27 protein-coding genes are annotated in these 26,253 nt (G+C 47.6%); 21 read left to right on the top strand and 6 right to left on the bottom strand.

Going from position 1 to position 26,253, the window contains the following annotated elements; all coding sequences use genetic code 11:
* The first annotated feature begins 68 nt into the window (after positions 1–68).
* Complete coding sequence (locus HB364_RS11155) at positions 69–539, top strand: hypothetical protein (protein ID WP_167288059.1); 471 nt, start codon at positions 69–71, stop codon at positions 537–539.
* A 119-nt stretch (positions 540–658) separates the two neighbouring features.
* Here HB364_RS11155 and HB364_RS11160 read toward each other — a convergent pair whose 3' ends face one another.
* Positions 659–1,381: a DUF3108 domain-containing protein gene (locus HB364_RS11160; protein WP_167288060.1), complete on the bottom strand. Its 723-nt coding sequence runs from the start codon at positions 1,379–1,381 to the stop codon at positions 659–661.
* A gap of 182 nt (positions 1,382–1,563) precedes the next feature.
* Here HB364_RS11160 and HB364_RS11165 point away from each other — a divergent pair, with 182 nt between their 5' ends.
* Both HB364_RS11165 and HB364_RS33510 read left to right on the top strand, forming a co-directional pair.
* Entirely contained in the window at positions 1,564–2,604 is a 1,041-nt protein-coding gene (locus HB364_RS11165) for a sensor histidine kinase (RefSeq protein WP_167288061.1), read from the top strand.
* Positions 2,601–3,320, top strand: a complete 720-nt coding sequence (locus HB364_RS33510; RefSeq protein WP_167288062.1) for a LytR/AlgR family response regulator transcription factor — start codon at positions 2,601–2,603, stop codon at positions 3,318–3,320. Before HB364_RS11165 ends, HB364_RS33510 begins: the two co-directional genes overlap by 4 nt.
* A 103-nt stretch (positions 3,321–3,423) precedes the next feature.
* Here the strand turns inward: HB364_RS33510 and HB364_RS11175 are convergent, their stop codons facing one another.
* Positions 3,424–3,876, bottom strand: coding sequence for a nuclear transport factor 2 family protein (locus HB364_RS11175; protein ID WP_167288063.1), 453 nt, complete (start codon positions 3,874–3,876; stop codon positions 3,424–3,426).
* Between the two features lie 182 nt (positions 3,877–4,058).
* Between HB364_RS11175 and HB364_RS11180 the strand changes: the two genes are divergently transcribed.
* Both HB364_RS11180 and HB364_RS11185 read left to right on the top strand, forming a co-directional pair.
* Positions 4,059–5,090, top strand: a complete 1,032-nt coding sequence (locus HB364_RS11180) for a sensor histidine kinase (RefSeq protein ID WP_167288064.1) — start codon at positions 4,059–4,061, stop codon at positions 5,088–5,090.
* Positions 5,087–5,791 (top strand): LytR/AlgR family response regulator transcription factor, encoded by a 705-nt coding sequence (locus HB364_RS11185; protein ID WP_167288065.1) that lies wholly within the window; start codon positions 5,087–5,089, stop codon positions 5,789–5,791. Before HB364_RS11180 ends, HB364_RS11185 begins: the two co-directional genes overlap by 4 nt.
* Here the strand turns inward: HB364_RS11185 and HB364_RS11190 are convergent.
* The 3 genes from HB364_RS11190 to HB364_RS11200 form a co-directional block, all read right to left on the bottom strand.
* Positions 5,772–6,089: an antibiotic biosynthesis monooxygenase gene (locus HB364_RS11190; RefSeq protein WP_167288066.1), complete on the bottom strand. Its 318-nt coding sequence runs from the start codon at positions 6,087–6,089 to the stop codon at positions 5,772–5,774. The genes HB364_RS11185 and HB364_RS11190 overlap by 20 nt on opposite strands.
* Positions 6,090–6,128: 39 nt before the next feature.
* A complete protein-coding gene (locus HB364_RS11195; protein WP_167288067.1) occupies positions 6,129–8,741 on the bottom strand; it encodes a T9SS type B sorting domain-containing protein in 2,613 nt (870 codons plus the stop codon).
* Between the two features lie 201 nt (positions 8,742–8,942).
* Positions 8,943–9,437 carry a metallophosphoesterase family protein gene (locus tag HB364_RS11200; protein WP_167288068.1) on the bottom strand — a complete coding sequence of 165 codons (495 nt, stop codon included), beginning with the start codon at positions 9,435–9,437 and terminating at the stop codon, positions 8,943–8,945.
* A 77-nt stretch (positions 9,438–9,514) separates the two neighbouring features.
* On the opposite strand from HB364_RS11200, the gene HB364_RS11205 reads away from it, so the two are divergent.
* The 11 genes from HB364_RS11205 to HB364_RS11255 all read left to right on the top strand — a co-directional run bounded on the left by HB364_RS11205 (position 9,515) and on the right by HB364_RS11255 (position 21,692).
* The gene (locus tag HB364_RS11205) at positions 9,515–10,273 is read left to right on the top strand and encodes a DUF2625 domain-containing protein (RefSeq protein ID WP_208419936.1); all 759 of its coding nucleotides are present in this window, start codon (positions 9,515–9,517) and stop codon (positions 10,271–10,273) included.
* 314 nt (positions 10,274–10,587) lie between these two features.
* Positions 10,588–11,745, top strand: a complete 1,158-nt coding sequence (locus HB364_RS11210) for a homogentisate 1,2-dioxygenase (protein ID WP_167288069.1) — start codon at positions 10,588–10,590, stop codon at positions 11,743–11,745.
* 811 nt (positions 11,746–12,556) lie between these two features.
* On the top strand, positions 12,557–13,126 hold the full coding sequence (locus tag HB364_RS11215; protein ID WP_167288070.1) for a serine protease: 570 nt from the start codon (positions 12,557–12,559) through the stop codon (positions 13,124–13,126).
* 11 nt (positions 13,127–13,137) lie between these two features.
* A complete protein-coding gene (locus HB364_RS11220; protein ID WP_167288071.1) occupies positions 13,138–14,658 on the top strand; it encodes a flotillin family protein in 1,521 nt (506 codons plus the stop codon).
* A 177-nt stretch (positions 14,659–14,835) separates the two neighbouring features.
* Entirely contained in the window at positions 14,836–15,453 is a 618-nt protein-coding gene (locus HB364_RS11225; RefSeq protein WP_167288072.1) for a TetR/AcrR family transcriptional regulator, read from the top strand.
* A 9-nt stretch (positions 15,454–15,462) separates the two neighbouring features.
* The gene (locus HB364_RS11230) at positions 15,463–16,764 is read left to right on the top strand and encodes a TolC family protein (RefSeq protein ID WP_167288073.1); all 1,302 of its coding nucleotides are present in this window, start codon (positions 15,463–15,465) and stop codon (positions 16,762–16,764) included.
* Between the two features lie 34 nt (positions 16,765–16,798).
* Positions 16,799–17,734, top strand: a complete 936-nt coding sequence (locus tag HB364_RS11235) for an HlyD family secretion protein (RefSeq protein ID WP_167288074.1) — start codon at positions 16,799–16,801, stop codon at positions 17,732–17,734.
* Positions 17,735–17,785: 51 nt separating this feature from the next.
* The gene (locus HB364_RS11240; protein ID WP_167288075.1) at positions 17,786–18,703 is read left to right on the top strand and encodes an ABC transporter ATP-binding protein; all 918 of its coding nucleotides are present in this window, start codon (positions 17,786–17,788) and stop codon (positions 18,701–18,703) included.
* A gap of 6 nt (positions 18,704–18,709) precedes the next feature.
* Positions 18,710–19,456, top strand: coding sequence for an ABC transporter ATP-binding protein (locus HB364_RS11245; protein WP_167288076.1), 747 nt, complete (start codon positions 18,710–18,712; stop codon positions 19,454–19,456).
* A gap of 14 nt (positions 19,457–19,470) precedes the next feature.
* Positions 19,471–20,577, top strand: coding sequence for an ABC transporter permease (locus HB364_RS11250; RefSeq protein WP_167288077.1), 1,107 nt, complete (start codon positions 19,471–19,473; stop codon positions 20,575–20,577).
* Positions 20,574–21,692 carry an ABC transporter permease gene (locus HB364_RS11255; RefSeq protein WP_167288078.1) on the top strand — a complete coding sequence of 373 codons (1,119 nt, stop codon included), beginning with the start codon at positions 20,574–20,576 and terminating at the stop codon, positions 21,690–21,692. The genes HB364_RS11250 and HB364_RS11255 overlap by 4 nt, the downstream gene beginning before the upstream one ends.
* A gap of 23 nt (positions 21,693–21,715) precedes the next feature.
* Here the strand turns inward: HB364_RS11255 and HB364_RS11260 are convergent, their stop codons facing one another.
* Positions 21,716–22,549 carry an NmrA family NAD(P)-binding protein gene (locus HB364_RS11260; protein WP_167288079.1) on the bottom strand — a complete coding sequence of 278 codons (834 nt, stop codon included), beginning with the start codon at positions 22,547–22,549 and terminating at the stop codon, positions 21,716–21,718.
* Positions 22,550–22,658: 109 nt separating this feature from the next.
* On the opposite strand from HB364_RS11260, the gene HB364_RS11265 reads away from it, so the two are divergent.
* The 5 genes from HB364_RS11265 (at position 22,659) to HB364_RS11285 (ending at position 26,225) form a co-directional block, all read left to right on the top strand.
* Complete coding sequence (locus HB364_RS11265; RefSeq protein WP_167288080.1) at positions 22,659–22,817, top strand: hypothetical protein; 159 nt, start codon at positions 22,659–22,661, stop codon at positions 22,815–22,817.
* Positions 22,818–22,900: 83 nt separating this feature from the next.
* The gene (locus HB364_RS11270) at positions 22,901–23,884 is read left to right on the top strand and encodes an aldo/keto reductase (protein ID WP_167288081.1); all 984 of its coding nucleotides are present in this window, start codon (positions 22,901–22,903) and stop codon (positions 23,882–23,884) included.
* Between the two features lie 140 nt (positions 23,885–24,024).
* Entirely contained in the window at positions 24,025–24,612 is a 588-nt protein-coding gene (locus HB364_RS11275) for a TetR/AcrR family transcriptional regulator (RefSeq protein WP_167288082.1), read from the top strand.
* Positions 24,613–24,633: 21 nt separating this feature from the next.
* A complete protein-coding gene (locus tag HB364_RS11280) occupies positions 24,634–24,906 on the top strand; it encodes a hypothetical protein (protein ID WP_167288083.1) in 273 nt (90 codons plus the stop codon).
* Positions 24,907–24,929: 23 nt separating this feature from the next.
* Positions 24,930–26,225 (top strand): MFS transporter, encoded by a 1,296-nt coding sequence (locus HB364_RS11285; RefSeq protein WP_167288084.1) that lies wholly within the window; start codon positions 24,930–24,932, stop codon positions 26,223–26,225.
* The last annotated feature ends 28 nt before the right edge of the window (positions 26,226–26,253 follow it).

A 26,253-nucleotide genomic window follows, 5' to 3' on the forward strand; every position in this document is an offset into this window, starting at 1 on the left:
TACTTTAATTGCGTTTTGCGTTGTAGCTTTGGCCGGATTTTGAAATTCTTCCATCCAAATCTTCAATTATGTACGACGGTCTGGTCCATTTACACAACATACTTCGTTGGGTCATCTTTATTTTATTGCTGGTGGCTATCTTCCGTCACCTCGCCGGTATGAATCAAAAGCGTGCGGTGAGCGCCGGCGATAAAAAGGTAGACCTGTTCCTGATGATTGCGGCACATATTACCCTGGTGCTTGGATTGATCCAATGGTCTGTAGGTGATTTTGGATTTAACTTCATCCGGGCGGCAGGCATGGGCGCAGTGATGAAGAATAGTGCTATGCGATTCTGGGCTATTGAGCACATCACTGGTATGCTCATTGCCATTGTGCTCATCACCATTGGCCGTGGTAAAGTAAAAAGGGCTGTTGACTATACTGCTCATAAGAAAGCCTTCTGGTTCTTTGTGATCGCGCTTATTTTCATCCTGGCTTCTGTGCCCTGGCCTTTCCGCGAAGCAATAGCCAGGCCCTGGTTCCCTGGTATGCACTAATATTAATATAAAAAGCTGTTGGCCATTAGGTATTAGCGGTTAGCTTAGGCTACTCCAATACCTAATGGCTTTTTTATGGCTAAAAGCCAACGGCTAATAGCTGACAGCTTTCTTCATGGCTATATTTTCGTGATGATATAGTACATTTTCCCAAGAGGAATTACCCGCTTGAGCACTTTACCGCTTGATTTTTCTATCCAGGTCATCATATCGGTTATATTTCCGGCATTCCCCGTTTTGGCCACATAGCACCAGGCAGGCCCTCCTGTTGTAGTAAGCATATCTTCTCCTATATATTCCACTTTCCAGGGGTCCATGCCATGCTGTTCAAATGTGTAGGCGTTGATGGTGGCGCTAAAGCCTTTCTTATAGGGTAGTAATCCAAATAAATATTCCAGCAGGTTGGAATCGAAATAACCTTCCTCCATTTTGTGCAGGGTATCTGTTTTCCTGCCTCCTTTATCGGCTATGGCATGTACTTCCCGGGCGCGGAAATCAAGGTCCATCTTCATAAAGTGGGGTGTGGTAACCATACGCATGCGCACGGGCGACAGGGTATGGAGGTTGGCAATGGTAGAATCGAGCAGGATGCGGCCATCGGGAAATTGGTATTCCTGCGTGAGTATGACCCAGCCCCGGGTTTTGTTGACAGCTATCGTATGCAGGCAGGTAAACTCGCTCAAGGTTTTGCCTGCTGAATCAGTGGTCACGATCTTGTAGTGTGTAACGTCGGGCCTGATCAACTCATAGCGGATGGAGGGGTCGCCTGTTTTCAGTACAGACTGGCACCGGGTTATATAGGTAAGCAGTAAGAGCATGGCTAATAATAAAAACCTGTCCATAATGGTTATTTTTAGGATACAAAAATGGATAGCCTGCCGGAGGGCAACAAACACATTCAACCGGGCAGCTCGTTTTTTCAATGCCTGCTGTGGTTGATTAAATACCTGCAACCATTGAAGAAAGGGGGTTATTGGTTGAAACCGGCAGGGGAGCAATACGGGGCGAACTAAATTTGACACGTATGAAACTATTTAAAAAGGGTATTTCTATAGTCCAGGTACAGGTGATCGTGTGGATATGTATCACCCTGCTCATGTTCCTGCTGATTTTCCATGAAGGACAGAGTATTGCCCGGTCTGCCTCCTTTGCCATTTGTAATGCCGTTTTTTACGCAGCCCTGATGTATACAAATGCCTGCTGGATGGTGCCCAAATTTTACCGGCGGCAGAAGAAATGGCTGTATGTAGTATTGGTACTCCTGTTGATGGCAGTGACTACCTGGGCGATAATACAGGCGCAGGTAGTGGTGATGCGCTTGCTGCCCGATAAGGGAATGGAGAAAGCAATGAAGCCGGTAACCATCCCGCTGAGGTATTATTTTGTAACCTTCTTCCTGAATATACTGATACTCCTGTTCAGCCTGCCATTACGGTTGGCCTTTGATTATTTTACTATGCGCAAACAGCAGGAACAGTTGAAGAAGCGTACCGCAGAGGCGGAGCTCAACCTGCTCAAAGCACAGGTGCAACCCCATTTCCTGTTCAATACCCTGAATAATATTTATTTTGTGGCACAGCGGGAGTCGCCCACCACGGCGGGATTGCTGGAGCGCTTGTCCAATATCATGCGTTATTTTGTAGATGAAGGGCCCAAGGATAAGATAGGCCTTGCCCGGGAAATAGACTTTATCCGGGATTATATTCACCTGGAAAAGATGCGGATGCGCCACCCGATGCAGATCGAGTTCGATATTAAAGGGGAAGTAAATGGGGTGAGCATTCCACCCATGTTATTGATACCTTTGGTGGAGAATGTTTTCAAGCATGGCATTAATAAACGGAGTGAAGCCAATTTCCTGCAATTGGATATAACAGTGGAGGCCGGCCGGCTGGACATGAAGGTGCGCAACAGGATATTTGAAGAACTGGAACCTGCATCACATGGCGGCAATGGCCTGGTAAACCTGCAATCGAGGCTGGAGTTGCTGTATGGAGGGCAATATACCCTGCATACAGAAAAGCAGGAGGGTTTGTTCCTGGCACATTTAAATATTCCTTTGTGAATAGGATTACCTGCCTTATAGTAGATGATGAGCCCAATGCGGTGCAGTTGCTGGAAGACCATATCCGCAAGGTGCCTTTTTTGCAATTGAAGGCAAAGTGCTATGATGCGTTTGAGGTATTGGAATTCCTGAAGTCGGATACGGTGCAACTGATCTTTATGGATATTAATATGCCCCAGCTTTCGGGCATGGACCTGGCGGCCATGCTGCCCAAAGACCAGCACATTATTTTTAGTACTGCTTACGCCAATTATGCCCTGGAAGGTTATGAGTACAATGCCGTGGATTACCTGCTGAAGCCGGTGACCTTTAAACGGTTTATGCAGGCAGTGACCAAAGCACAAGCCCTTTTTGCCCAACCCAGACAGGAGACTGTAATTGCTTCTGCTGTTCCTGCCCATGCCAGCTATATTTTTGTGAAGTCGGGCAAACAGCTTATCAAGGTGGAATATGACAAAGTGTTGTACCTCGAAGCATTAAAAGAGTATGTGAGTATTGTGACAGCCGATCAAAAGCTGATGATCTATAAACGGATGAAAGAACTGGAAGAACAGTTACCCGCCAACTTTATTCGTATTCATAATTCCTATATTGTGAATATTGATCACATACAGCATATTGCCGATAACCAGGTGGTGACCGGTAAGGCAAAACTACCGGTGAGTGCTTCTTACCGGGATGCCTTTTTACAGGTAGTGAATAAGCGGTTGCTGTAATAACAAGGGCCTTGTAGACACAAACCCTTGTATGTGACTAAAAGTACAGTCACATGAGACAAATAAACTCAGCGCTGTTTTTCCTGGCTATACGATAACAACTTTATTTGTTCTGCCGGGAGAAGATCTTACTCACAATCTTCCATTCCCCGTTTATTTTGAGCAGGTTCATGTAATCGTTCATAATTACCTGGGCTGTTTCGATCCTGATCTTGGCCTGTGCCGCACTGCCTTCGATGTTCATGGATACGATCTCTATTTTCCTGTCTGTTTTAGTAGTATTGCTTTTGATCCGGGCAATAAAATCAGCAATGGGCACATCCTTAAATTCCCCGCTTTGGTAGTCTATGTATTTCATGGTGGCAGATGGATGAAAGGCTTTTTCCATCCGGTTGCCATCACCGCTCATATAGTTCTCCAGGCAGGCTTTTACCCCATTTTCTTCGGTAATGGTTTGTGACAGCAGGATGAGTGGTGTTGTAGTGAATAGCATGGCTATCAGCAATGCCAGTGAAGATTGTTTCAGCCATTCAAGGCGGATAGTTATTGTGTGCATAGTAGCAGTTTTTGTGGCAACAATATTAAGGAGGCTACTGGCCGGTAAAAAAAGACTTCGCCCTCCCGCTTTCTTTTTTCGACCTTTTGAGGTACCGGATAACCGTCGAAAATCAGGGGCGTACTGTCGAAGGCCGGCCGGCAATCCGTTGGTTTTGCAGCAATTTGCGTATTTTGACGAGTATGACCATGCCGACAGTTGATAGTGTATTGCGCAAGCGGCTGCTGCGCGTTCAGGCAGCCGTGTGGGTATTGTTTTATATCTTCCTCATTCTCTATGCTATTCAGAAATGGGAAAACCCGGTATATGGCTTTTCGTCTGTTACCATCGCTACCCTTACTTATTTAATTGCTGTATATGGTAATGCTTCCTGGCTGATACCGCGTTATTACCAGGCCCACCGCAAAACCCTGTATTTCATTTATTCCACGCTTTTCCTGGCGGTGCTGCTGGTGGTGCGGATGTATGCGGAGAACCAGGTATTACTGCCACTTCACCTGGCTTTTTATAACTGGACCTTGCCGCATTTCTCCTTTGTGTTCATTACCAATTTCCTGGCCTTTATGTTTGGCGCCCTGCTGCGGGTAACGATTGATTATGTTCACCTGCTGCGCAAACAGGAGGAGATGCGTATGCAACAACTGGCCTCTGAACTGAACCTGCTCAAAGCACAGGTACAGCCGCACTTCCTGTTCAATACGCTCAATAATATTTATTACCTCGCCTATACAAAGAATGAAAGAACGGCCGAAGTGGTGGCCCGCCTGTCGGATATCATGCGCTATTTTGTGGATGAGGCGCCCAAGGAAAGAGTGCCCCTGCTCACGGAAATAGATTTCCTGGAAAATTATATGGAGCTGGAACAGATCCGTATGCTGCACCAGGCCGCCATTGTATTTGACCGCCATGCCATTAATGATGCGCTGATTATTCCGCCTATGCTGCTGATACCCCTGGTGGAGAATATTTTCAAGCATGGAGTGGATAAATCGGTAACACAGAATGATGTGAAGATCACGCTGGAGCAACAGGATGGCTATCTTCACTTTATTACCCGCAACAGTCATCACGACCACGAAAGGACCGTTAAAAGCGGGGTAGGGCTTACCAATCTTCGCAAGCGGCTGACTTTATTATACGGAAATGATTTTACTTTGACTACGGAAAAGACAGAGCATTGCTATACCGCCACCCTCAAATTTCCTGTAGCATGAAGATTAATTGTTTGGTGATAGATGATGAGCCGTATGCAGTGAACCTGCTGGAGGAATACATCAGCCAGGTGCCCTACCTGCACCTGCTGCACAAATGCTATAATGCGCTGGAAGCGCTGGACTACCTGAAGCACGCGCGTCCTGACCTTATTTTCCTCGACATTAATATGCCGCATCTCTCAGGCATGCAACTGGCTACATTGCTACCTTCCAACCAGCCCTTTATTTTCACAACGGCCTATTCTGAATTTGCGGTAGACAGTTATGAGAAGAATGCTGTTGACTACCTGCTGAAGCCCATTACGTTTGAACGTTTCCTGCGGGCTGTGAATAAAGTGTCGGCACTCTGTACAGCAACGGATAACCAGGCCACTACCCAGCCGCTTACACAAAAGCTGTTCCTGAAGACGGGGAAAGCCATTGTGCAACTGGAGTATGATGATGTGTTGCTGATAGAGGGACTGAAGGACTATGTGGTATTTCATACCAAAGACGCACGGCATGTGGTGTACAAGCGCATGAAAGACCTGGAAGAAACGCTGCCGGCCAATTTCTCCCGTGTGCACCTGTCTTACATTATCAACCGGCATCATATACGCCGCATTGAGGATAATCATGTGTTCATCGGCAATGAACGTATTCCCGTGAGTGAAAAGTACCGGGAGATATTCCTGTCGCGTATTAATAAAGGGTTGCTTTAAAGTCATACGTCTCGCAATGCTGCACTTCCGGCTCAAACTCCAGCAGGTATTTTTTATCCTCGTCATAATAATGAGCTTTTGCGATGTCGTCTCCGGCAAAGCCTTTGATGCTCTCATAATCATCCCACCAGGAAACGGTCCAGATATGGGTAATATCGCCTTCTGTGCGTTGCCATATCTGGGCACCCCGGTTGCCCGGTGTAGCCAGGTAATCCGGAATGCCGGTGTCAATAACATATTGCCGGTAAACAGCCGCATCGGCTGTTTTGGTACGGCCATGCCATATACGTGTGATCATAAGCCTGAAGGTTTGCATATCTTGAAAAGCTGGATGCCCTTACCTCACCAGGGTAACAGTGCCTCTTTGCGTATAAACAGTGCCGGTATAATCCATTGCTTTCACCGTCCACACATAGAGGCCGGCCGATTGTGGTCTGCCGCCTGTATTGCCATCCCAGCCACTGCCGCTGTTCGTGCTGCTGTACACCATTTGTCCCCAGCGGTTGTATACATTGAAGTATTCAATGGTTTGCATGCCGGCTGCTATAAAACGGAATACATCGTTGTTCCTGTCGCCATTGGGCGAGAAGGCCGTAGGTACAAAGATAGAAGGACGTGTTTTGAAAACCTTTATGTTCAGGAAAGCGGAGTCTACACAATCAGCTTCATTAAATACCAACACTTTATAACGTACCGAAAGGGAAGGGTTATACAGGGTGGCAATGGGATTGGGAATATCGGTGGCCGACAATCCTTCACCCGGCAACCAGCTATACCGTACGCCACCACTGGCCTTTAGTTGCACGGGCTGACCCACTATAGCAGCAGTATCCCTGCCTGCCGAAGCAATAATATCAGGCATTACAGTTACCAATATTGAGTCTAATCCTGCTTTAGGGCATCCTCTTGTATCGTAACTGGCCAGGATATAGTTGGTAGTACTGCGTGGATGGGCTATGGGATTTAAAATGTTGGGATTGTTCAGGCTGGCGGCAGGTCTCCACTCCACTGTTTTGCCATCGGTACCGCCATTTAATTGTACGGAAGCATCGTGGCAGATCATGATATCGGGCCCTGCAATTGACACCGGGTAAGGAACGGTAGTGACCTGCACATCACCCCTTGCCGAGCAACTGCCAATATAGGCTGTCACCTCATATACAGTAGTGGCGGGCGTAGTGGCGGTAGGAATGGCTACATAGGGATTGAGTATCTGTTCCTCCGGCGTCCATGCATAACGCAATCCATCAGACGTAAGGCGTAGTTGTATAGCATCGGCCTGGCAAATGATGGTATCATCCATTACCTGCAAGGTTACATGGTCCACTACCCGTACCTGCACTGAATCGCGGTTGAGGCAGCCATGATCATCGAGGGTTACCACATAATGTGTGGTAGTAGTGGGGTTTACCGTGGGCGTTGGTGTATTGGCATTGATGATGTTGGTATTGGGGCTCCAGCTAAAGATACCACCACCTTCTGCTTTTAATTGCACGGCATCGGGGATACAGATGAGTGTATCGCGGAAGGCAAGGGTAATAGGTGGTTTGTCTACGATCGGTACCGGTTTGATCAAGGTATCTATACATCCCTTTGTATTCGTTACAATAAGCCGCACATATTTTGTACCCAGGTTGGTATAGGTATAAGTGGGATGTTGCGCAGATGAATTATTATTGGCAGGATCAAAAGGTTGCCCAAAATCCCATCGCCAGCCGCTTACCTGGCCAAAGACCGTGGTGGTGCCGTCGTGGAATTGTGTCGGTTTATTGACGCAGATGCCGGTAAAGGTAAAGGCCGGTATAAAGCCCGGGTATACGCGGACAACAGAAGTGGAAGAATCAGCACACTGGCCGCTGCGGTTAATCACCAGTTTTACCTGGTAAATGCCGGTATCGGCAAAAGTATAGGATGCGGTAGCGTTAACAGAACTAAAGATGGTAGCACCTGCAGGATTGATAATTTCCCAGTTGTAGCTATGGATCAGGGGGCTGTTGGAATTGTTGACCAGGCTGATCGTCTGCGTACTATCACACAGCATATAGGCCGGTGGAATGGAGGCGGCTGCGATATTGCAGGAAGCGATCTTTATCTGCAGGTCTTTTCGTTGTACGGCAATCACCTTATTGTCGCGTATCTCCTGTACGCAAACGGTCACCACATACGTTCCTTCCGAAGGAGCAATACCCGTTATCATGCCGGTGGTGGCATCAATGTGTATATTGCCACCGAGGGGAGAACTGCCATTATAGCCATTGCCATAGGGCACCGCGTTGTAGGGTGGAGGATTGGGTGGGGTGGCATTACCGCCGCCGCCTGCGGAACCGCCCATATAAGCTTCACAAAATGAATAGACTAAATCATCGCTGTTAGGGTCCGAAGCAGCAAAGCTGTAGGAAAAGGAGTTATCGGCGCATACTACTACCATATCATTGCCGGTAAAGCGGGCGCTGCTGTTATTGGGGCCGTCAGGATGGGCTGCAGTGCCAGGGATTTCTCCGGTATAGGTGGCGCCTACATTACTATACCCGCTGATGAGGTTACTGATGCCATTGACCCGGTAATTGACCTGGGTGGCAATGATATAGCCATCCGGAGAGGCAGGAAGGGTAGCTTCAAACTCATAATAACCCACCCGGTAGCAAACGGGCGGGGGATTGGTAATGCAGGGACCTGCATCGGTAAGGGTCAGTGTTTCCTGGTTGGCCAGTGGCACAGAAATATCAGTATAGCGGCTCCCGCTGCCTTTATGAAAGATGCCGATAATGCCCGGATTGCTGAACTGGCGGTTGCTGAAACAGTCCATAAACAGCTTAACTGTAATGCGATAGCGATACTGTCCGTTGGTTGAGCTGATGAGGGTATAATAGGTTTCACCGCCGGTGATATGATCTGCGCTGGCGTATAAAAACGACATGAGGAGAATAAAGAACAGACCAGTTTTCCTCATGGAGCAGTTTCCATTGGTATGTACAATGGCAGCAATGACTGTAAGATTTGGTGGGTTGAAAATCTGTGTTTCCTCTTCTACCTTTAATATACGACATTTTCAGCAGAAGGTTGGCTTTGTGAAGAAGTAAGTCGGGAAGCCGGAAAGCCAGAAAGAGCGTTTCTTACCGACTTCCGGACGTTCCATTTTTTGGACTTTTATTTATCTCTTCCCCAGTTCGATCACATGGCAATCTTTCATATGTTGACCGTCTATTGCAAAGGTGATCAATGTGCGTACTTTATGCCAGCCTTCTTTGCCGGCGGCGCCGGGGTTCATGTGCAGACAGTTGAGTTTCTCATCGTAGATTATTTTCAGGATATGGGAGTGACCGGCAATGAAGAGTTGGGGCGGACGGGCGGTCAGTTCCTTTTTAACGGCAGGATTGTAGCGGGGCGGGTAGCCGCCGATATGGGTCATATACACTTCCACTTCTTCACAGGTCCAGCGTAAGGACAACGGGTATACACTGCTGATCTCATAGCCGTCAATATTTCCGTATACGCCTTTCAGTGGTTTGAAGGCTTTTAACTGGTCGGCAATGGCCAGGGTGCCAAAATCACCGGCATGCCATATTTCATCACAATGCTCAAAATGTTTGAATACTGCCGGGTCGAGGTAGCTGTGCGTATCTGAAATAAGCCCAATACGTGTCATGCAGGAAGGGAATATAGCAGCGAAGATAGTGCAGCTTTGTTGGGCGCGTGGGAAGTTTTGATTAATTTGGATAGTATATGCAAAGGATTATTGTGTTTGTTATTTTCCTGCTCGTAACATCCACTGGTTTGGCGCAGCATAAAATGCGTACCCTGGAAGAGCTCATTAACAAAGAGGAGCCGGGCTGGCTGTTGGTGAAAGGATGGATTGATTCTGCTAAGAATAAGGTGGAGATACTGCCGGCAGATTCCTCCAAGGCTACAGATGCTTTATTCAAAACACAGGTCACTACCCGCTCACCCATGGGCGCTATTGTGTACATGACCGGTGGCTTATTGGTAGATGGCGGATGGATACGGATACTGGGTTCCGGTCATCCGCGGCTCAACCGCTCCCTGCCGGAATGGAATAAAGGAAAAACTTTCCAGGAATATGGAGAAGCTCCCGGCTATTTGCTGATAGCTGATGATGTTTTAGGCGGGTTCTTTGCTATTAATGGCGGTACCTTCAGTAAAGAAAAAATGGGCAAGGTGTATTACCTGGCGCCGGACAACCTGGAATGGGAAGACCTTGACGTGACCTACACTGACTTTTTACACTTCTGCTTCAACGGCAACCTGGAAGAATTTTATAAAGGCTACCGCTGGAAGGATTGGCAAAAAGCCGTAGCTACCTTATCCGGCGAAAAAGTATTTGCCTTCTTTCCCTTTCTCTGGTCCAAAGACTGGAAGGATATTAATAAGGTGACAAAGGACCCCATTCCTATAGCGGAACAGTTCAAATTCAACCTGGAAACACGCAAGCGGTTGGGACTTGAAACCAATTATCATAAATAGGCAGGCTGTGCGAGTGGGCGGTCCGTATCAGGATGGTACGATTTAGAACGGATTGCTTATCTTTATAACAACGATTGAAATATGCCTTTTCACCGCAATTTTACCTATTGGATTGATAAACGCCGCTGGAAATATTATTTCCTGATGGTGGCGTTGGAAGACAGCTACGGGCTTTGAGCTACGAGCTTCGAGTCCCCTGTTCTTCGCCGCATTTTGCTCGCAGCTCATAGCTCGCTGCTCGCAGCCTTTACCCTGTATTACTTCAATCTTTTTCAAACTTATCCCGCAAAGCGGGATTTCAAACTTGTAATTCTATGCCTTACTACCATAAACTGGGGCAGATCCCGCATAAACGTCATACACAGTTCCGCAAACCCGATGGCGGCCTGTATTCAGAACAATTATTCTCCACGGAGGGGTTTTCCAATGATTACTCCCTGTTGTACCATAACCATCCGCCCACACAGATCATTCATACGGACGAGCCGGTGAGTGTGGCGCCTGTCATAGCGGAAGAAAAGATGCTGAAACACCGCAGCTTTGAAGGATTCAATATTAAACCGGAAAAGGATTTCCTGCAAAGCCGTAAACCGGTACTGGTGAATAATGATTGCCATGTGGTGCTGGCAGCGCCAGAGGGAAGCATGGATGCCTATTATTACAAGAATGCCGATGCCGATGAAATGCTCTTTATTCATGAGGGCAGTGGCGTACTGCGTACCATGTATGGTGAACTGCCCTTCGGCTATGGCGATTACCTGGTAATACCCCGGGGCACGATTTACCAGATCCATTTTAAGGATACCCATAACCGTTTATTCATCGTAGAATCTTTCAGCCCCATACGTTTTCCCAAGAAATACCTGAGCAAGTATGGACAGTTGCTGGAGCATTCTCCTTATTGTGAGCGGGACATCCGCGCGCCGCAGAACCTGCCCACTTTTGATGAAAAAGGCGATTTCCTGATCAAGACCAAAAAGAAGGGTATGCTGTATGGCATTCATTACGGTCATCATCCATTTGACGTAGTGGGCTGGGACGGTTGCTGTTATCCCTTTGCCTTCAGCATCCATGATTTTGAACCTATTACAGGCCGTGTACACCAGCCGCCACCGGTGCACCAGACTTTTGAGGGCAATAATTATGTGGTGTGCTCTTTCTGTCCGCGCCTGTTTGATTACCATCCCCAGGCCATTCCGGCACCTTATAACCACAGTAATATTGACAGTGATGAACTGTTGTATTATGTAGATGGTGATTTTATGAGCCGTAAGAATGTGACGCGGGGGATGATCACCCTGCATCCCGGAGGTATACCCCATGGGCCGCATCCTGGTGCGGTGGAGAAAAGCCTGGGCGCCAAGGAGACCAAAGAACTGGCCGTGATGGTGGATACTTTCCATCCGCTGCAGTTGACCGTGGAAGCTCTGGGTATCGAAAATCAACATTATACCATGAGTTGGGCAGAGTAAAAGACGGAATTGCTTTTTAAATAGTGGGTCGTTCGTTGAAGACGGACGGCCTTTTTTTACGTGTTTTTGTTGGTGAAAGGTGCTTTTTACGTTAAATTGTATCAAGCTATTCATCTACTTTTTCCATGATTGGGAATAAATATTTCAACATGCGTGATTTGATCAAACCCGCTATGGGATTGGGTTTGCCAATCCAAAACAATATAAATCCCCGTCCCGCCTGCATTTGACCCCTGTTTCCTTACTATTGCCTTACTACTCCCTTACTACTGGCTTACTTGTCCCTTACTTCTACTATGGGAGGACTATGGAGCGTCTATGGGATTACCCGGGGACTACTATGGGACAGCAATCAGGAATACCCGGTTAAAGTGGGCCGGAGGCCCGGAAATAGGGCTGCGAGGCTACAAGTCCCCGCAGGACGTTCATTGCCTATGGCTTGTAGTGGCATGGTAGCCGAATGGTACAATAATGGCAGCCATCCTGCCTGAACAGGCTACGGGTATTCCACACATATCCCCTGCATACCCCTACTTCTATTAGGCCATTCTCAGGCCATTCCCAGGCAACTCTTAGGCAATCCCCAGGCAATTCCTCTACCTATTGCCAAGAGGCTGTAATGCGTTTATAGGGCTGGGTCAGTGAAGGGGGATACCGGTTCATGGTTTTGCAAAAAAGTACAAGCAAATTTGAAACAAATGGGCTCCTGTCCAGACAAATGTTAAAACCCCTTCGTAACGGCGGTAATAATAGGCTAAAAGTATTATCTTCCGGCCGCAGGTATGATTTTTAACCCCTATTTCAACTATATATGCTGGAGATACTTGAAACCCTGGAACCCCTGTTGAAAATGTTTTGGTTTGTTGCCATTCCGGCAAGTATCATTTTCCTGATCCAAACCATTATGACCTTTGCCGGAGCGGATGCTTCGGACGGCATTGACGCGGATTTCGACAGTAACCTGCATGGTACTGATGCGCCTTTCCAGCTTTTTTCTTTGCGTAACCTGATTAATTTCCTGTTAGGGTTTAGCTGGACTGGTATTTCATTTTACACCACGATCTCCAATCACCTACTCCTGATCATAGTATCATTGGCGGTAGGTATTTTGTTTGTGTATATTTTCTTCCTGGTCATCAACCAGATACAAAAGTTAGGAGAGGACAACTCTTTCAAATTCTCCAACGCTTTGAATAAAACAGCAGAAGTATATTTAACCATTCCGGGCAATAAGTCGGGGAAGGGTAAAATTATGATCAGTATAAATGGCTCCATGCGTGAATTGGATGCCATGACTGAAAAAGAGAAAATACCATCGGGTTCTGTTGTTAAAGTGGTTAAAGTAGAAAGCGATAATATCTTAATAGTTGAATTAATTTAAGCCCCTAGTTTATGTCTCCCATCTTAATTATTGTAGTAGCAGCAGTAGTCCTTTTTGTGACCATTATGGCCCTGGTATCGAGGTATAAACGATGCCCAAGCGATAAAATCTTAGTGATCTATGGCCGTACCGGCGGTTCCTCTGCCAAATGTATCCATGGCGGCGGCGCATTTATCTGGCCGGTTATCCAGGATTATGCCTTCCTGGATTTAAAGCCTTTGTCCATTGAAGCCAATCTGACCAATGCGCTTAGTCGCCAGAATATCAGGGTAGATGTTCCCTGCCGTTTTACCATTGCCATTTCAACCGAGGCCGACAATATGAATACAGCGGCTGAAAGGCTGCTGGGTTTGTCAGCAGAGCAGATACAGGAACTGGCAAAAGACATCTTATTTGGCCAGTTACGTCTTGTCATTGCCACGATGACTATTGAGGAGATCAATTCCGACCGGGATAAATTCCTCGAGAACATTTCCAAGAACGTGGACAGCGAGTTAAAGAAGATCGGCTTAAAGCTCATCAACGTGAATGTGACCGATATCAAAGATGAATCGGGCTATATTGCCGCCCTCGGTAAGGAGGCAGCCGCCAAAGCGATCAATGAAGCGAAGATCAGCGTAGCAGAGCAGGAGAAGATCGGTGAAACCGGTAAAGCCCTGGCCGACCGGGAAAAGGATACGCAGATCGCGGAAACGCATAGGGACCGGGATGTTAAAATTGCCATCACGCAGAAGGATAAGGAGATAAGCATTGCTACGGCCATTAAGGATGAAACCATCGGTAAAGCAGAAGCGCAAAGGGATACCCGGGTAAAAACCGCGGAAGCCAATGCTATAGCTATTAAGGGTGAAAACGAGGCAAAAATTTCCATTGCCAACTCAGAAGCCGGCCGGAGGGAGAAAGAGGCGGAAGCTCTGCGCATTGCTATTTCCGCTGAAAAAGTGCAACAGGCCAAGGCACTGGAAGAATCGTACGTGGCCGAGCAAAAAGCAGAAGTAGCGCGTGCCGAAAGGGAGCGATCTACCCAGATGGCCAATATTGTGGTGCCGGCAGAGATCGCCAAACAACGCGCCATCATTGAAGCGCAGGCGGCGGCGGAAACCATAAGGGAAAATGCCAAAGGCGAGGCCGATGCCATTTTTGCTAAAATGCAGGCCGAAGCGAAAGGCTTGTATGAAATACTTACCAAACAGGCCGAAGGGTATAAGGAAGTGGTGGCTGCCGCCGGCGGCGATCCGAATAAAGCCTTCCAGTTATTGCTAATTGAAAAGCTGCCTGAGCTGGTGCGTACCCAGGTGGAAGCTGTTAAGAATATCAAGATTGATAAGATCACCGTATGGGATTCCGGCAACGGCAATGGCGAAAATGGTAATTCCTCCACGGCCAATTTTGTTTCGGGCATGATGAAGACAGTTCCCCCGCTTAATGACCTGTTCAATATGGCCGGACTTAACCTGCCCTCTTACTTAAAAGGAGGTGATCAGCCTCAACAGCCTTCTGTTGGAAGCGGGGATAGTGGTAAGGTGGATTAGTTACCTACCAGTATGCCACCATCCGGGACAAAGTTGCACTGTTCCACTTATTGCCTATTATCAGGAATAAGGGGTTGATAATGATCTGCTTAAGGACAGTCTAAAAAAATCCCCTAAAAACACTTGCTAGATAGACCATTGGGTTATACCTTTGGTTTAACTATTTGGTTAAACTGTATGGTTGAAGAGACAAATAAGGACCAAAGTACGGAGCAAAAGATACTGGCGGCGGCCAAAGCGGTGTTCATGGAACAGGGAATGGCAGGCGCCCGGATGCAGGATATTGCCGACAGGGCCGGGATCAATAAGGCCCTTTTGCACTACTACTTCCGCAGCAAAGACAAGCTGTTTGAAATGATATTCCAGGAGGCGGTCATGAAATTCCTGCCCCGGGTTAATATGCTGTTTGAAGCCGATGTGCCCCTTTTTGATAAGATAAAAGGGTTTGTAGATAGTTATATCACCATGATGATGGACAATCCCTTCCTTCCGCTCTTTGTGCTGAATGAGGTACATAAGTCGCCCGAAGATTTTATTATGAAAATATGGGGTGGCAGAACGCCTCCGATCATGGAGTTTGCCGCCCAGGTAGAACGTGAGATAGGACTGGGGCATATCAGGCCCATCAAGCCCGTTCAACTGATGCTGAATATGGTTTCCATGTGCATATTCCCTTTTGTTGGGCGACCAATTATTAAAGGAATATTTAAAATAGAGCATGATCAGTTCATGCAGTTGATGGAAGAACGGAAGACCCTGGTGGCCGACTTCGTTATTAATTCAATAAGGCTATAAAATTTTTTTATGCAGACGTTGACCAAATGGTTAAATAAGGTGGTTAAACATTGGAAAACAGCAGCCCTGCTGCTGTGCACAACAGCCGCGCTGGGGCAGGATAGTACCCGGCTCACCCTGGAGCAGGCTTATGAACTTGCCCGGCAAAATTATCCGCTCATTAAGCAGAAAGGACTGGTAAAGCAAACGGCCACACTTACGATTGATAACCTCAACAAAAGCTTTTTACCGCAGGTTACCGTGTCGGGCCAGGCTACTTACCAGTCGGATGTGACCAGCGTGCCGATTAAGATCCCCGGTATGGATATCCCGGTCCCTTCCAAAGATCAGTACCGCATACAGGCAGAGGCTACCCAACTCTTGTATGATGGCGGCACTATTAAGGCGCAAAAGAATGTACAGGAGGTAAATGCACTGGTAGAAGAGCAGCGTGCCGAAGTAGATCTGTATAAAGTGAAGGAACGCATCAACCAGTTCTACCTCGGCATTTTATTGCTGGATGAACAGTTGAAGCAAACCGAACTGGTGAAGAAAGATATACAGTTAGGCATTAAAAGAGTAACAGCGCAGGTGAATAATGGTACTGCTTTCCGCTCCAATCAACTGGTATTGGAAGCTGAACTGCTGAAGGCAGAACAACGTACCATTGAACTGAAAACTACCCGTAAGGGATGGCTGGATGTATTGTCGCTGTTCCTGAACCAGCCACTGCCGGAAAATACCGCTCTTGAAACACCCACCGTGCGTACTTATATTATGGCGCCGGGCATTAACCGTCCAGAACTCAGGTTATTCTCCTACCAGGACAGTTTATTCAAAACGCAGAACCAGTTGGTAAGTGCAAAGAACCGGCCGCGTACCAGCCTGTTTGTACAAGGTGGTTACAGCAGGCCGGGGCTCAATATGCTGAAGAACGACTTTGACTGGTTTTATATCGGCGGCATACGCCTCAACTGGTCGCTGGGCAATTTATACACTACCAAAAAAGAACGGCAACTACTGGCCGTGAATCAGCGGATGGTGGATGTACAGAAGGACCTGTTCCTGCTCAATACGAATACACAACTGAAGCAGCAGGAATCAGAACTGAATAAACTACAGCAACTGATTGCCACGGATGAGCAGATCATTGATATCCGTGCCAAAGTAAAGGAGTCGGCGAATGCACAACTGGAAAATGGCGTGATCACGGCGAATGATTACCTGCGGGAAGTAAATGCAGAAGACCAGGCAAGGCTTGCGCTCATAGCCCACCGCTTACAGTGGCTGCAGGCGCAGATCAATCACGAAACCATATCGGGTAATCAATAAACTGAAAACAAGCAACAGGAATAAATATAGTATTATGAAAAAGATCATTACAGGGGTAATCATCATAGCCACTTTCCTCACTGCCTGCAATGGCAATAAAGTTACGTACGATGCATCGGGCACTTTTGAAGTGGATGAAGTGATCGTATCAGCAGAACTGACAGGCAAGCTATTGTCTTTCGATGTACGGGAGGGAGATTCTATTCCCAAAGACAAAGTGGTAGGTACCATTGATGCCGAAAACCTGTCCTTACAGAAAGACCAGGTGCAGGCCAGCATTGAAGCCCTGAAAGAAAAGACTTCCGACCTGGCCCCGCAGGTGAGGTTATTACAGGATCAGTTGACCGTACAACAATCACAACTGGACAGGCTGCTGCGCGAAAAGCAACGTACCGAAAACCTGTTGAAACAGGATGCGGCCACCGGCAAGCAACTGGACGATCTGAATGCAGAGATAGATGTGGTGAAGAAGCAGATGGGTGTCACCCAACAACAGATCAATGTACAGCGCAGTAATGTAGGTACCCAGAACCGCAGCATCCTCAGTGAAGGCAAGCCGCTGGAAAAGAGAGTGGCGCAACTGGATGATCAGTTAAAGCGTGCTGATATTACCAATCCCATCGGTGGTACGGTGATCACCAAGTATGCAGAAGCGGGCGAGATGACATCTGCCGGCAAGGCATTGTATAAGATTGCCGACCTCTCTACGATGACCCTGCGGGCCTATATAACCGGTACCCAATTGTCGCAGGTAAAACTGAACCAGCCGGTAAAGGTATTGATTGATAATGGCGCAGACGCCTACCGTGAATATCCCGGCGTGATCACCTGGATATCTGATAAAGCAGAGTTCACGCCCAAAACGATACAAACCAAAGAAGAGCGCGCCAACCTGGTATATGCCACGAAGGTGCGGGTAAAGAATGATGGGTTTATTAAGATCGGGATGTATGGAGAAGTGAAATTGTGAGTAGTGAATCGAATACAGGGAATAATCAATAATGAATAATCAGTAATTAATATGCCTTCAGTAGTAGCTGAAAATATTATCAAGAAGTACGGCAAGAAGAAAGATGTGGTGGAAGCCCTGCATGGTATTTCTTTCGAAGCGGAGCAGGGGGAGCTGTTCGGCATCATCGGACCGGATGGGGCCGGTAAAACCTCCCTGTTCCGTATCCTTACTACGTTATTGCTGCCCGATGGGGGCCGCGCTTCGGTAGATGGGCTGGATGTGGTGAAGGATTTTAAAGCCATCCGCAACAGGGTGGGGTATATGCCCGGCCGTTTTTCCCTGTACCAGGACCTCACCGTAGCGGAGAATATGGAATTCTTTGCCACCATTTTTAATACTTCCATAGCAGCCAATTATGACCTCGTGAAGGACATCTATTCACAGATAGAGCCTTTTAGGGACAGGCGGGCCGGTAAGTTATCAGGAGGTATGAAGCAAAAGCTGGCCCTGAGCTGTGCGCTCATTCATCGTCCTTCTGTGTTGTTCCTGGATGAACCTACGACGGGTGTGGACGCTGTATCCCGTAAAGAGTTTTGGGAGATGCTGCGCAAGCTGAAACAACAAGGCATCACCATCCTGGTCTCTACGCCCTATATGGATGAAGCAAGCCTTTGTGACCGCGTAGCGCTGATACAGAATGGGAAATTATTATCGGTCAATAGTCCGGCTGGTGTACGGGCTGCCTTTGGTAAACCCCTGCTGGCAGTGAGGGCTACGAAAATGCTATCCCTGCTGAATGACCTGAAGCAATCCGGCGCTGTGGCAGATGCTTATCCCTTTGGAGAGTATCATCATGCTGTGATGCGCGGCAGTTATGATACGGAGCAATTGCGTCATTACCTGCAACAAAAGGGACATGAACAGGTAGAGATACAGGCGATAGAGCCGGATATAGAAGATTGTTTTATGGACCTGATGAAAAACTAATGCAACATGAATGAACAAATAGCCATAAAAGCGGATCACCTTACCAAACGTTTCGGCGACTTCACGGCCGTAGACGGGATCTCCTTTGAAGTGCAGAAGGGGGAGATATTCGGGTTCCTGGGCGCCAATGGCGCCGGCAAAACCACTGCCATGCGTATGCTGTGCGGACTTTCTATTCCTACCGGCGGTAAGGCTACGGTGGCCGGTTACGATGTATACAAACAAACAGAACAGATCAAGCGGAGCATCGGGTATATGAGCCAGAAGTTTTCCCTGTATGAAGACCTGACGGTGAAAGAGAATATCCGCTTTTATGCCGGCATCTATGGCAAGAGCGACGCTTTTATCAAGGAAAAAACAGCTTACCTGCTGCAGGAACTGCACATGGAAGGCGAGGCCAATAAGCTGGTGGGCTCCCTGCCCCTGGGATGGAAGCAGAAGCTGGCTTTCTCTGTAGCCATTTTCCATGAGCCGGAGATCGTATTCCTGGATGAGCCTACCGGCGGGGTAGACCCTGTGACCAGGCGTGAGTTCTGGAATATGATCTACAATGCAGCGGCCAAAGGCATCACCATTTTTGTGACCACCCACTATATGGATGAGGCAGAGTATTGTAACCGGGTATCTATCATGGTGGATGGACGCATTGATGCACTCGATACACCTACCCAACTGAAAAAGACATTGCAGGCGGCTTCCATGGATGAAGTGTTTTTAAAGCTGGCCCGGAAAGCAAAGCGTAATGCAGATTAAAAGTATTTACTGATATGAAACAGTTTCTATCATTCGTAAAAAAGGAGTTCTACCACATCGGGCGCGACAGGCGTACGCTGTTTATCCTGCTGGGTATGCCCATTATGCAAATCATCATTTTCGGATTTGCATTGACCAATGAGGTGAAGAACTCCAGGATTGCCATCCTGGACAATGCGCAGGATGTGGCTTCCACAGCCATCAGCAGTGAACTGGAAGCCAGCCGCTATTTTGATATTGCGCGCGACCTGCATTCCTATAAAGATATTGAAGCTGCCTTTAAGCAAGGGGCCATCAAACTGGCGGTGGTATTTCCCCAGCAGTTCAACAGCGACCTGCAGCATTTCAATACAGCCCAGGTACAACTGGTGGCCGATGCTTCTGATCCCAACGTGGCCACTACGCTAACCAACTATGCTACGTCGGTTATTATGGATTACCAGGACAGGATCACCAATGGCCGGCAATTGCCCTATACCATTAAAACAGAGATGCGGATGTTGTATAATCCGCAACTGAAAGGCGCCTACAGTTTTGTGCCGGGTGTAATGGCCATGGTGCTGATGCTGGTATGTACGATGATGACTGCCATTACGGTGGTGCGGGAAAAAGAAACAGGCACGATGGAGATCATGCTGGTATCGCCCGTGCGCCCGATGAAGATCGTAACGGCAAAGGCAGTGCCTTACCTGCTGTTGTCTATGATCAATATTACCAGTATCCTGTTGCTGAGTGTGTTTGTGCTGGATGTACCGATCAATGGGAGTTTATTGTTGCTGATTGCAGAAAGTATCTTGTTCATCCTCACCTCACTGGCACTGGGGCTGCTGATCTCTTCCTCTACCAACTCACAGCAAACGGCCATGTTTATTTCCTTAACGGGATTATTCCTGCCTACGGTGATGCTGAGCGGGTTTATGTTCCCGATCGAGAATATGCCTTTAGCCTTACGCATTATATCCAATGTAGTTCCTTCGAAGTGGTATTATGATATTGTGAGGTCGGTCATGATCAAAGGGCTGGGCATCTCAGCCGTATGGAAAGAAACGCTGATACTGGCAGGTATGACGGTTTTCCTGCTGGCGCTGGCTATTAAGAAGTTTAAAATAAGACTGGCATGAGAACTTTAAAATTCCTGCTGCAGAAAGAGTTCCGGCAAATCTTCCGTGATCCGGCCATCCTCCGCATCCTTTTTGTGATGCCCCTGGTGCAATTGATGATCCTGCCCCGTGCGGCGGACTATGAAGTGAAGAATATCAAGCTGAGCGTGGTAGATCATGATCATTCAGACTATTCGCGTCAACTGGTATCCAAGATCACTGCTTCGGGGTATTTCATATTGAATAATTATACTTCCTCCTATAAGGATGCTATGCATGAAGTGGAAAAAGACCATGCCGACCTGATCCTGGAAATACCAGCCTCCTTTGAAAAGACGCTGGTAAAGGAAGATGAGGCGCCTTTATTCATGGCGGTGAATGCGATCAATGGGGCCAAGGCCGGCCTGGGTTCTGCCTATCTGCGTGCCATTATCCAGGATTTTAACCGGGAGATAAGAATGGAATGGATCCAGTTTCCCCGCTTTAATCCTGAACTGAATGTAGCTGTTACTTCTTCCAACTGGTTCAATCCCTCCCTGAATTACCGTTATTTCATGGTGCCGGGTATCCTGGTGGTATTGGTAACGATGGTAGGCGCTTTCCTTACTTCTCTGAATATTGTAAAGGAGAAGGAGATTGGCACCATTGAGCAGATCAACGTAACGCCTATCCGCAAATACCATTTCATCCTTGGCAAGCTGATCCCCTTCTGGGTGCTGGGTATGGTGGTATTGAGCCTGGGCCTTATACTGGCAAGATTTGCTTATAATGTCATTCCTGCCGGCAGCCTGCTTACCATTTACGTATTCGCAGCCGTGTATTTGCTGGCGGTGCTGGGGTTGGGGTTGTTGCTTTCTACCTATACCGCCAATCAGCAGCAGGCCATGTTGCTGTCTTTCTTTATCATAATGGTGTTTATCCTGCTGGGCGGTCTTTATACCTCTATTGATAGTATGCCGGCCTGGGCGCAGGCTGTGACCAAGGTAAACCCGGTGGCCTATTTTGTAGAAGTAATGCGTATGGTGATCCTGAAAGGCAGCAGCCTGGCAGATATCAAACACCAGCTACTGATCGTCTTCGGCTTTGCGGTATTGCTGAATGGCTGGGCGATCATCAGCTATAAAAAGCGGGCGTAAAAGAAGAGGGGAATAGCGCCTGGCTATCCCCATACACCTCCTGCAATAGCTTTTTGAATATAAGTCGAAAAATCAGTTGCCTTGCGGCCTAAGGCTTTTTCTACACCGTCTGTTACATGCGCATTTCTGCCATCCAGTATTTCTGTGAATAAGTAAGTGAGCAGTGATGTGTATACTTTAGGAACATTGTATTCGTCCATCAGGGCTGCATATTCGTCCATAGATATGTGCTGGTATTGGATAGGCTTGCCGGTGGCGCGGGCAATTTCTGCTATTGCTTCTTTAAAGGTGAGCATGCGCGGTCCGGTTACCTCATACAAGGTGTTGGTGTGATTGTCGGTGGTTAAAGCTGCTATGGCGATCTCTGCAATATCATCTATGTCAATAAAGGGTTCTCTAACATTAGGTACAGGCAATGCCACATGACCGGCTGCAATGGGGTCGGCGAGATAGCCTTCACTAAAGTTCTGGCAGAACCAGCTTGCCCTGATGATGGTCCAGTTGAAGTTTGTATTCATAACGATCTGCTCGCACTGTTGTGCCTCCGGTTCACCACGGCCGGACAATAAGACCAGTTTCTTTACCCCACTTTTTGCGGCTGCTTTGGTAAAGGCAGTGATGGCTGGGACCGCTTCAGGAACAGCCAGATCTGGCACATAGGCTACATATACTGAATCAATATCCTGCAGGGCGGCTGGCCAGGTAGCCTCGTTGTCCCAGTCGAAAGGAATGGCTGCACCGCGGGAGCCTGCACGTACTGTCCAGCCATCTTTGGTAAGGCGGTTAAAAACCCTGCTGCCCGTTTTTCCGGTGCTACCGAGCACCAGTATCCTGTTTGTTTTGTTGCTTGTTGACATAGTATTTAATTTTCAACAAAGCTATTCCGGGCCGTACGGGGGAAATAGAACAAAACCGACAATGTTGGATGCGCGTAAACAAAGGGATGGTATATGAACTGTTCATTATGTGAAGCCCTGTTTTCTTTATCTGGCCGATGAATCGGAAGGCAAGCCGTTGCCCACCGGTAAAGGCCCGTTCAGGATCGTGGTGCCGGGTGAAAAGAAACCTGCCCGCAGCGGTTTCCAGGTTACGGAGCTGGTAGTACGCTTTGGGCGGGATGATTAGCCATGGCAGTGATAGCTCCTCATTTATTAATTATTAGTCCACCATACCGCTCTCTATTTTACATTTGCGCTCAAACTTGAACTATGGAATACAGACAATTGGGCGAAACAGACCTCCGGTTATCAGCTATTACCTTTGGGGCCTGGGCGATTGGCGGATGGATGTGGGGTGGGGCCGACAGGAAGGATGCGGTAAAAGCGATACAGGCTTCATATGCAGAAGGTGTTACTTCTATTGATACAGCGCCGGCTTACGGACAGGGATTGAGCGAAGAGATCGTAGCCGAAGCCATCCAAGGTATACCACGGGATAAAGTGCAACTGCTTACCAAATTCGGTTTGCGTTGGGACGTGAAAGAAGGGGAGTTCTTCTTCAAAAGCAAAGATGCAGCCGGTAATGACCTCGATATTTATAAGCTGGCTTCCAAAGCCAGTGTGATCAAAGAATGCGAAGACTGTCTGCGCCGGCTGAAAACAGATTATATTGACCTGTTCCAGATACACTGGGCCGATCCTTCTACTCCCATTGCCGAAACGATGGAAGCATTGGCCTTGCTGCTGCAGCAGGGTAAGATCAGGGCTGCCGGCGTATGTAATTATGCTGTGGAGCAGATGAAAGAGGCGGAGAAAACCATCAAGCTGGCTTCTGACCAGGTGCCGTATAGCATGGTGCTGCGCGATATTGAAAAGGAACTGGTGCCTTACGCTTTGGAGCATAAAAAATCCATCATTGCCTACAGTCCGCTGCAACGGGGCCTGCTTACCGGTAAGATAAAACCGGGTCATAAGTTTGGCGAAGGGGATACCCGGGAGAGCAACCGCTTTTATACACCAGAGAATATCACAAAGGTGAATGCCTTCCTGGATACACTAAGACCGCTGGCGGCAGAAAAAAAGGCCAGTCTGGCCCAGGTGGTGATCCGCTGGACGATTGAGCAACCCGCCATTACCGTAGCCCTGGTAGGCGCCCGGAATGCGGAGCAGGCGGTGCAAAATGCCAAAGCCATCGAAGTAAAACTTTCCAAAGAAGAGATCGGGTTTATTAATCAGCAGATCGCAAAAATGTAAATACTGCCTGTTATTAATAGGGAGAAGGGTGAATAACATGTTGTTATTCACCCTTCTGCATTGATAAAAAGGCCCGTTAACCAGAAAATAACGACCAGATAACATAAGTAAATGAATGTTCACTTATATTTGCTGTACGAATGAGAACAAGAGACACTGACAAGGAAGACCTGGTAAGGCAAAAGGCCATCGAAATGATTGTAAAAGAAGGCCTTGATGGGTTTAGCATGCAAAAGTTGGCCAAAGCGGCCAGTATTTCGCCTGCCACCCTCTATATCTACTATAAGGACAGGGAAGACCTGCTTCTGAAGTTGTGTCTTACGGTGGTGGATGAAATGATCGAGGTCAGCCTGGCGGGATTTGATCCTGAGCTTCCTTTTGCTGAAGGGATGGCGATCCAGTGGAAGAATCGCCTGGACTATTTTATGCGATACCCGATGGAAATGCAATTTATGGAACAGGTGAGGTATTCACCCTTGTTTGAAAAGGTGCACGAAGTCATTACTGCCAAATTTGGCAAGGTACTCGGACCCTTCGTCCATAAAGCAATCGTTAATAAAGAATTACGGGAGGTGCCTTTTGAAGTGTATTGGTCTGTAGCCTTTGCCCCCCTGTACCAGTTAATTAAGTTCCATAACCAGGGTGGCCACAAGAACAAGCATTTTAAGCTTACAGAAGAAGTGATGCAGCTTGCCCTGGAGATGGTATTAAAAGCCCTGAAGCCTTAAAACATTTGCCTGATTAAGTAAATGAATGTTCATTTTAACAATATCAACAGTACTCAATCGTCTTCCCGCACAGTGGGACTGCAGGTACTGGTATTCAAGACCAACTTGCGGCATAAGAAAGACCTGCGACAGGTAAGCCCTGTTTTAAATAGTGCGCCTGGCATTCTGAAATGGAATGTGGACCAGGCGGATGTTGACAAGGTTTTGCGCATTGAAGCCATGCAGTTGACAGAGGAAGACGTGATTACACTGGTAACGGGCGCCGGTTTTTGCTGTGAAGCATTGCCCGATTAATTAAACACTGATAAATTATAGCCATGAATCAGACGACGAAACAAGCCGTTCCAAAACCGTCCTTCACCCCTTATCAAACACTGGTTGTAGTAATACTGGCGCTGCTCCAGTTTACCATTATCCTGGATTTTATGGTCCTTTCACCGCTGGGTGTTATCCTGATGAAAGAATTGAGCATAACCCCTGACCAATTTGGGTGGGTAGTATCGGCCTATGCTTTTAGCGCCGGTATTTCGGGTATACTGGCGGCAGGTTTTGCCGATAAGTATGATCGTAAGAAGCTGCTGGTGATCTTTTACATTGGATTTTTAATTGGCACGGCTTTGTGTGCTTTAGCCAACGACTTCCATTCCCTGCTGATCGCCCGGATCGTTACCGGATTGTTCAGCGGGATAGTAGGTTCGGCCAGCATGGCCATCGTCACCGATCTATTCCCAGTCCAGATGCGGGGCCGGGTGATGGGTATTGTACAAATGGCATTTGGCGGCAGTCAGGTAATGGGTATCCCTATCGGTCTGTTGCTGGCCAATGAGCAGGGCTGGCATTTCGCCTTCTGGCTGATCGTGGTGTTCGGTTTTCTCCTAGGACTTGTGATCGTGTTCTATATGAAGCCAGTTACAGGGCATCTTCAACAGAAAGCAGAAAAAAATCCCCTGCAACACCTCGCCCACACCATCACAACAAGGCCGTACCTCGTTGGGTTCTTGGGTACTATGCTGCTGGCCACCGGTGGCTTTATGATGATGCCTTATGCCAGCGCTTTTACAGTTAATAATCTTGGTATCCAGCAAAAAGCATTACCCTGGTTATACTTCATCACCGGGATCTGTTCACTCATTATAATGCCGTTGATCGGCAAGCTGAGCGATAAGATAGATAAATACCTGATATTCTGTATAGGTACCGTTATCAGTATGGTCATGATCGGTATTTATACACATCTTGGCGTTATTTCGTTCACCACGCTGGTTATTATAAATGTCATCATGTTCTCCGGTATTATGTCGCGTATGGTACCGGCCACGGCTTTAACCAGTATTATACCGCAGCCGCAGGACAGGGGAGCTTATATGAGTATTAATTCTTCTGTGCAACAGGTATCAGGCGGTATTGCCGCTGTACTGGCAGGCTCTATAATTGTAGAAAACCCCAATAAGAGTCTGGCCCATTTTGATACCGTAGGCTATGTAACCATGGTAGCCATGGTGATAGCCGCCGTGATCATGTATTTTGTGAACCGGCAGATACAACAGAAAACGGGCAGCGGGACAAGCACAGGCCTGAAAGCCAAACCGATAGGGGAGGCGCTGGCGACGTAACTGGTTGCTTGTTACTGGTTGGCTGGTA

Origin of the sequence: Paraflavitalea devenefica, assembly GCF_011759375.1 — a bacterium.
GTDB lineage: Bacteria > Bacteroidota > Bacteroidia > Chitinophagales > Chitinophagaceae > Paraflavitalea > Paraflavitalea devenefica.

What these genes read in the sequence shown, in the direction of transcription:
- HB364_RS11155 (WP_167288059.1), top strand. Translation starts at nt 69, where the DNA reads ATGTACGACGGTCTGGTCCATTTACACAACATACTTCGTTGGGTCATC.
- HB364_RS11160 (WP_167288060.1), bottom strand. Translation starts at nt 1,381, where the DNA reads ATGGACAGGTTTTTATTATTAGCCATGCTCTTACTGCTTACCTATATA.
- HB364_RS11165 (WP_167288061.1), top strand. Translation starts at nt 1,564, where the DNA reads ATGAAACTATTTAAAAAGGGTATTTCTATAGTCCAGGTACAGGTGATC.
- HB364_RS11175 (WP_167288063.1), bottom strand. Translation starts at nt 3,876, where the DNA reads ATGCACACAATAACTATCCGCCTTGAATGGCTGAAACAATCTTCACTG.
- HB364_RS11180 (WP_167288064.1), top strand. Translation starts at nt 4,059, where the DNA reads ATGACCATGCCGACAGTTGATAGTGTATTGCGCAAGCGGCTGCTGCGC.
- HB364_RS11185 (WP_167288065.1), top strand. Translation starts at nt 5,087, where the DNA reads ATGAAGATTAATTGTTTGGTGATAGATGATGAGCCGTATGCAGTGAAC.
- HB364_RS11190 (WP_167288066.1), bottom strand. Translation starts at nt 6,089, where the DNA reads ATGATCACACGTATATGGCATGGCCGTACCAAAACAGCCGATGCGGCT.
- HB364_RS11195 (WP_167288067.1), bottom strand. Translation starts at nt 8,741, where the DNA reads ATGAGGAAAACTGGTCTGTTCTTTATTCTCCTCATGTCGTTTTTATAC.
- HB364_RS11200 (WP_167288068.1), bottom strand. Translation starts at nt 9,437, where the DNA reads ATGACACGTATTGGGCTTATTTCAGATACGCACAGCTACCTCGACCCG.
- HB364_RS11205 (WP_208419936.1), top strand. Translation starts at nt 9,515, where the DNA reads ATGCAAAGGATTATTGTGTTTGTTATTTTCCTGCTCGTAACATCCACT.
- HB364_RS11210 (WP_167288069.1), top strand. Translation starts at nt 10,588, where the DNA reads ATGCCTTACTACCATAAACTGGGGCAGATCCCGCATAAACGTCATACA.
- HB364_RS11215 (WP_167288070.1), top strand. Translation starts at nt 12,557, where the DNA reads ATGCTGGAGATACTTGAAACCCTGGAACCCCTGTTGAAAATGTTTTGG.
- HB364_RS11220 (WP_167288071.1), top strand. Translation starts at nt 13,138, where the DNA reads ATGTCTCCCATCTTAATTATTGTAGTAGCAGCAGTAGTCCTTTTTGTG.
- HB364_RS11225 (WP_167288072.1), top strand. Translation starts at nt 14,836, where the DNA reads ATGGTTGAAGAGACAAATAAGGACCAAAGTACGGAGCAAAAGATACTG.
- HB364_RS11230 (WP_167288073.1), top strand. Translation starts at nt 15,463, where the DNA reads ATGCAGACGTTGACCAAATGGTTAAATAAGGTGGTTAAACATTGGAAA.
- HB364_RS11235 (WP_167288074.1), top strand. Translation starts at nt 16,799, where the DNA reads ATGAAAAAGATCATTACAGGGGTAATCATCATAGCCACTTTCCTCACT.
- HB364_RS11240 (WP_167288075.1), top strand. Translation starts at nt 17,786, where the DNA reads ATGCCTTCAGTAGTAGCTGAAAATATTATCAAGAAGTACGGCAAGAAG.
- HB364_RS11245 (WP_167288076.1), top strand. Translation starts at nt 18,710, where the DNA reads ATGAATGAACAAATAGCCATAAAAGCGGATCACCTTACCAAACGTTTC.
- HB364_RS11250 (WP_167288077.1), top strand. Translation starts at nt 19,471, where the DNA reads ATGAAACAGTTTCTATCATTCGTAAAAAAGGAGTTCTACCACATCGGG.
- HB364_RS11255 (WP_167288078.1), top strand. Translation starts at nt 20,574, where the DNA reads ATGAGAACTTTAAAATTCCTGCTGCAGAAAGAGTTCCGGCAAATCTTC.
- HB364_RS11260 (WP_167288079.1), bottom strand. Translation starts at nt 22,549, where the DNA reads ATGTCAACAAGCAACAAAACAAACAGGATACTGGTGCTCGGTAGCACC.
- HB364_RS11270 (WP_167288081.1), top strand. Translation starts at nt 22,901, where the DNA reads ATGGAATACAGACAATTGGGCGAAACAGACCTCCGGTTATCAGCTATT.
- HB364_RS11275 (WP_167288082.1), top strand. Translation starts at nt 24,025, where the DNA reads ATGAGAACAAGAGACACTGACAAGGAAGACCTGGTAAGGCAAAAGGCC.
- HB364_RS11280 (WP_167288083.1), top strand. Translation starts at nt 24,634, where the DNA reads ATGAATGTTCATTTTAACAATATCAACAGTACTCAATCGTCTTCCCGC.
- HB364_RS11285 (WP_167288084.1), top strand. Translation starts at nt 24,930, where the DNA reads ATGAATCAGACGACGAAACAAGCCGTTCCAAAACCGTCCTTCACCCCT.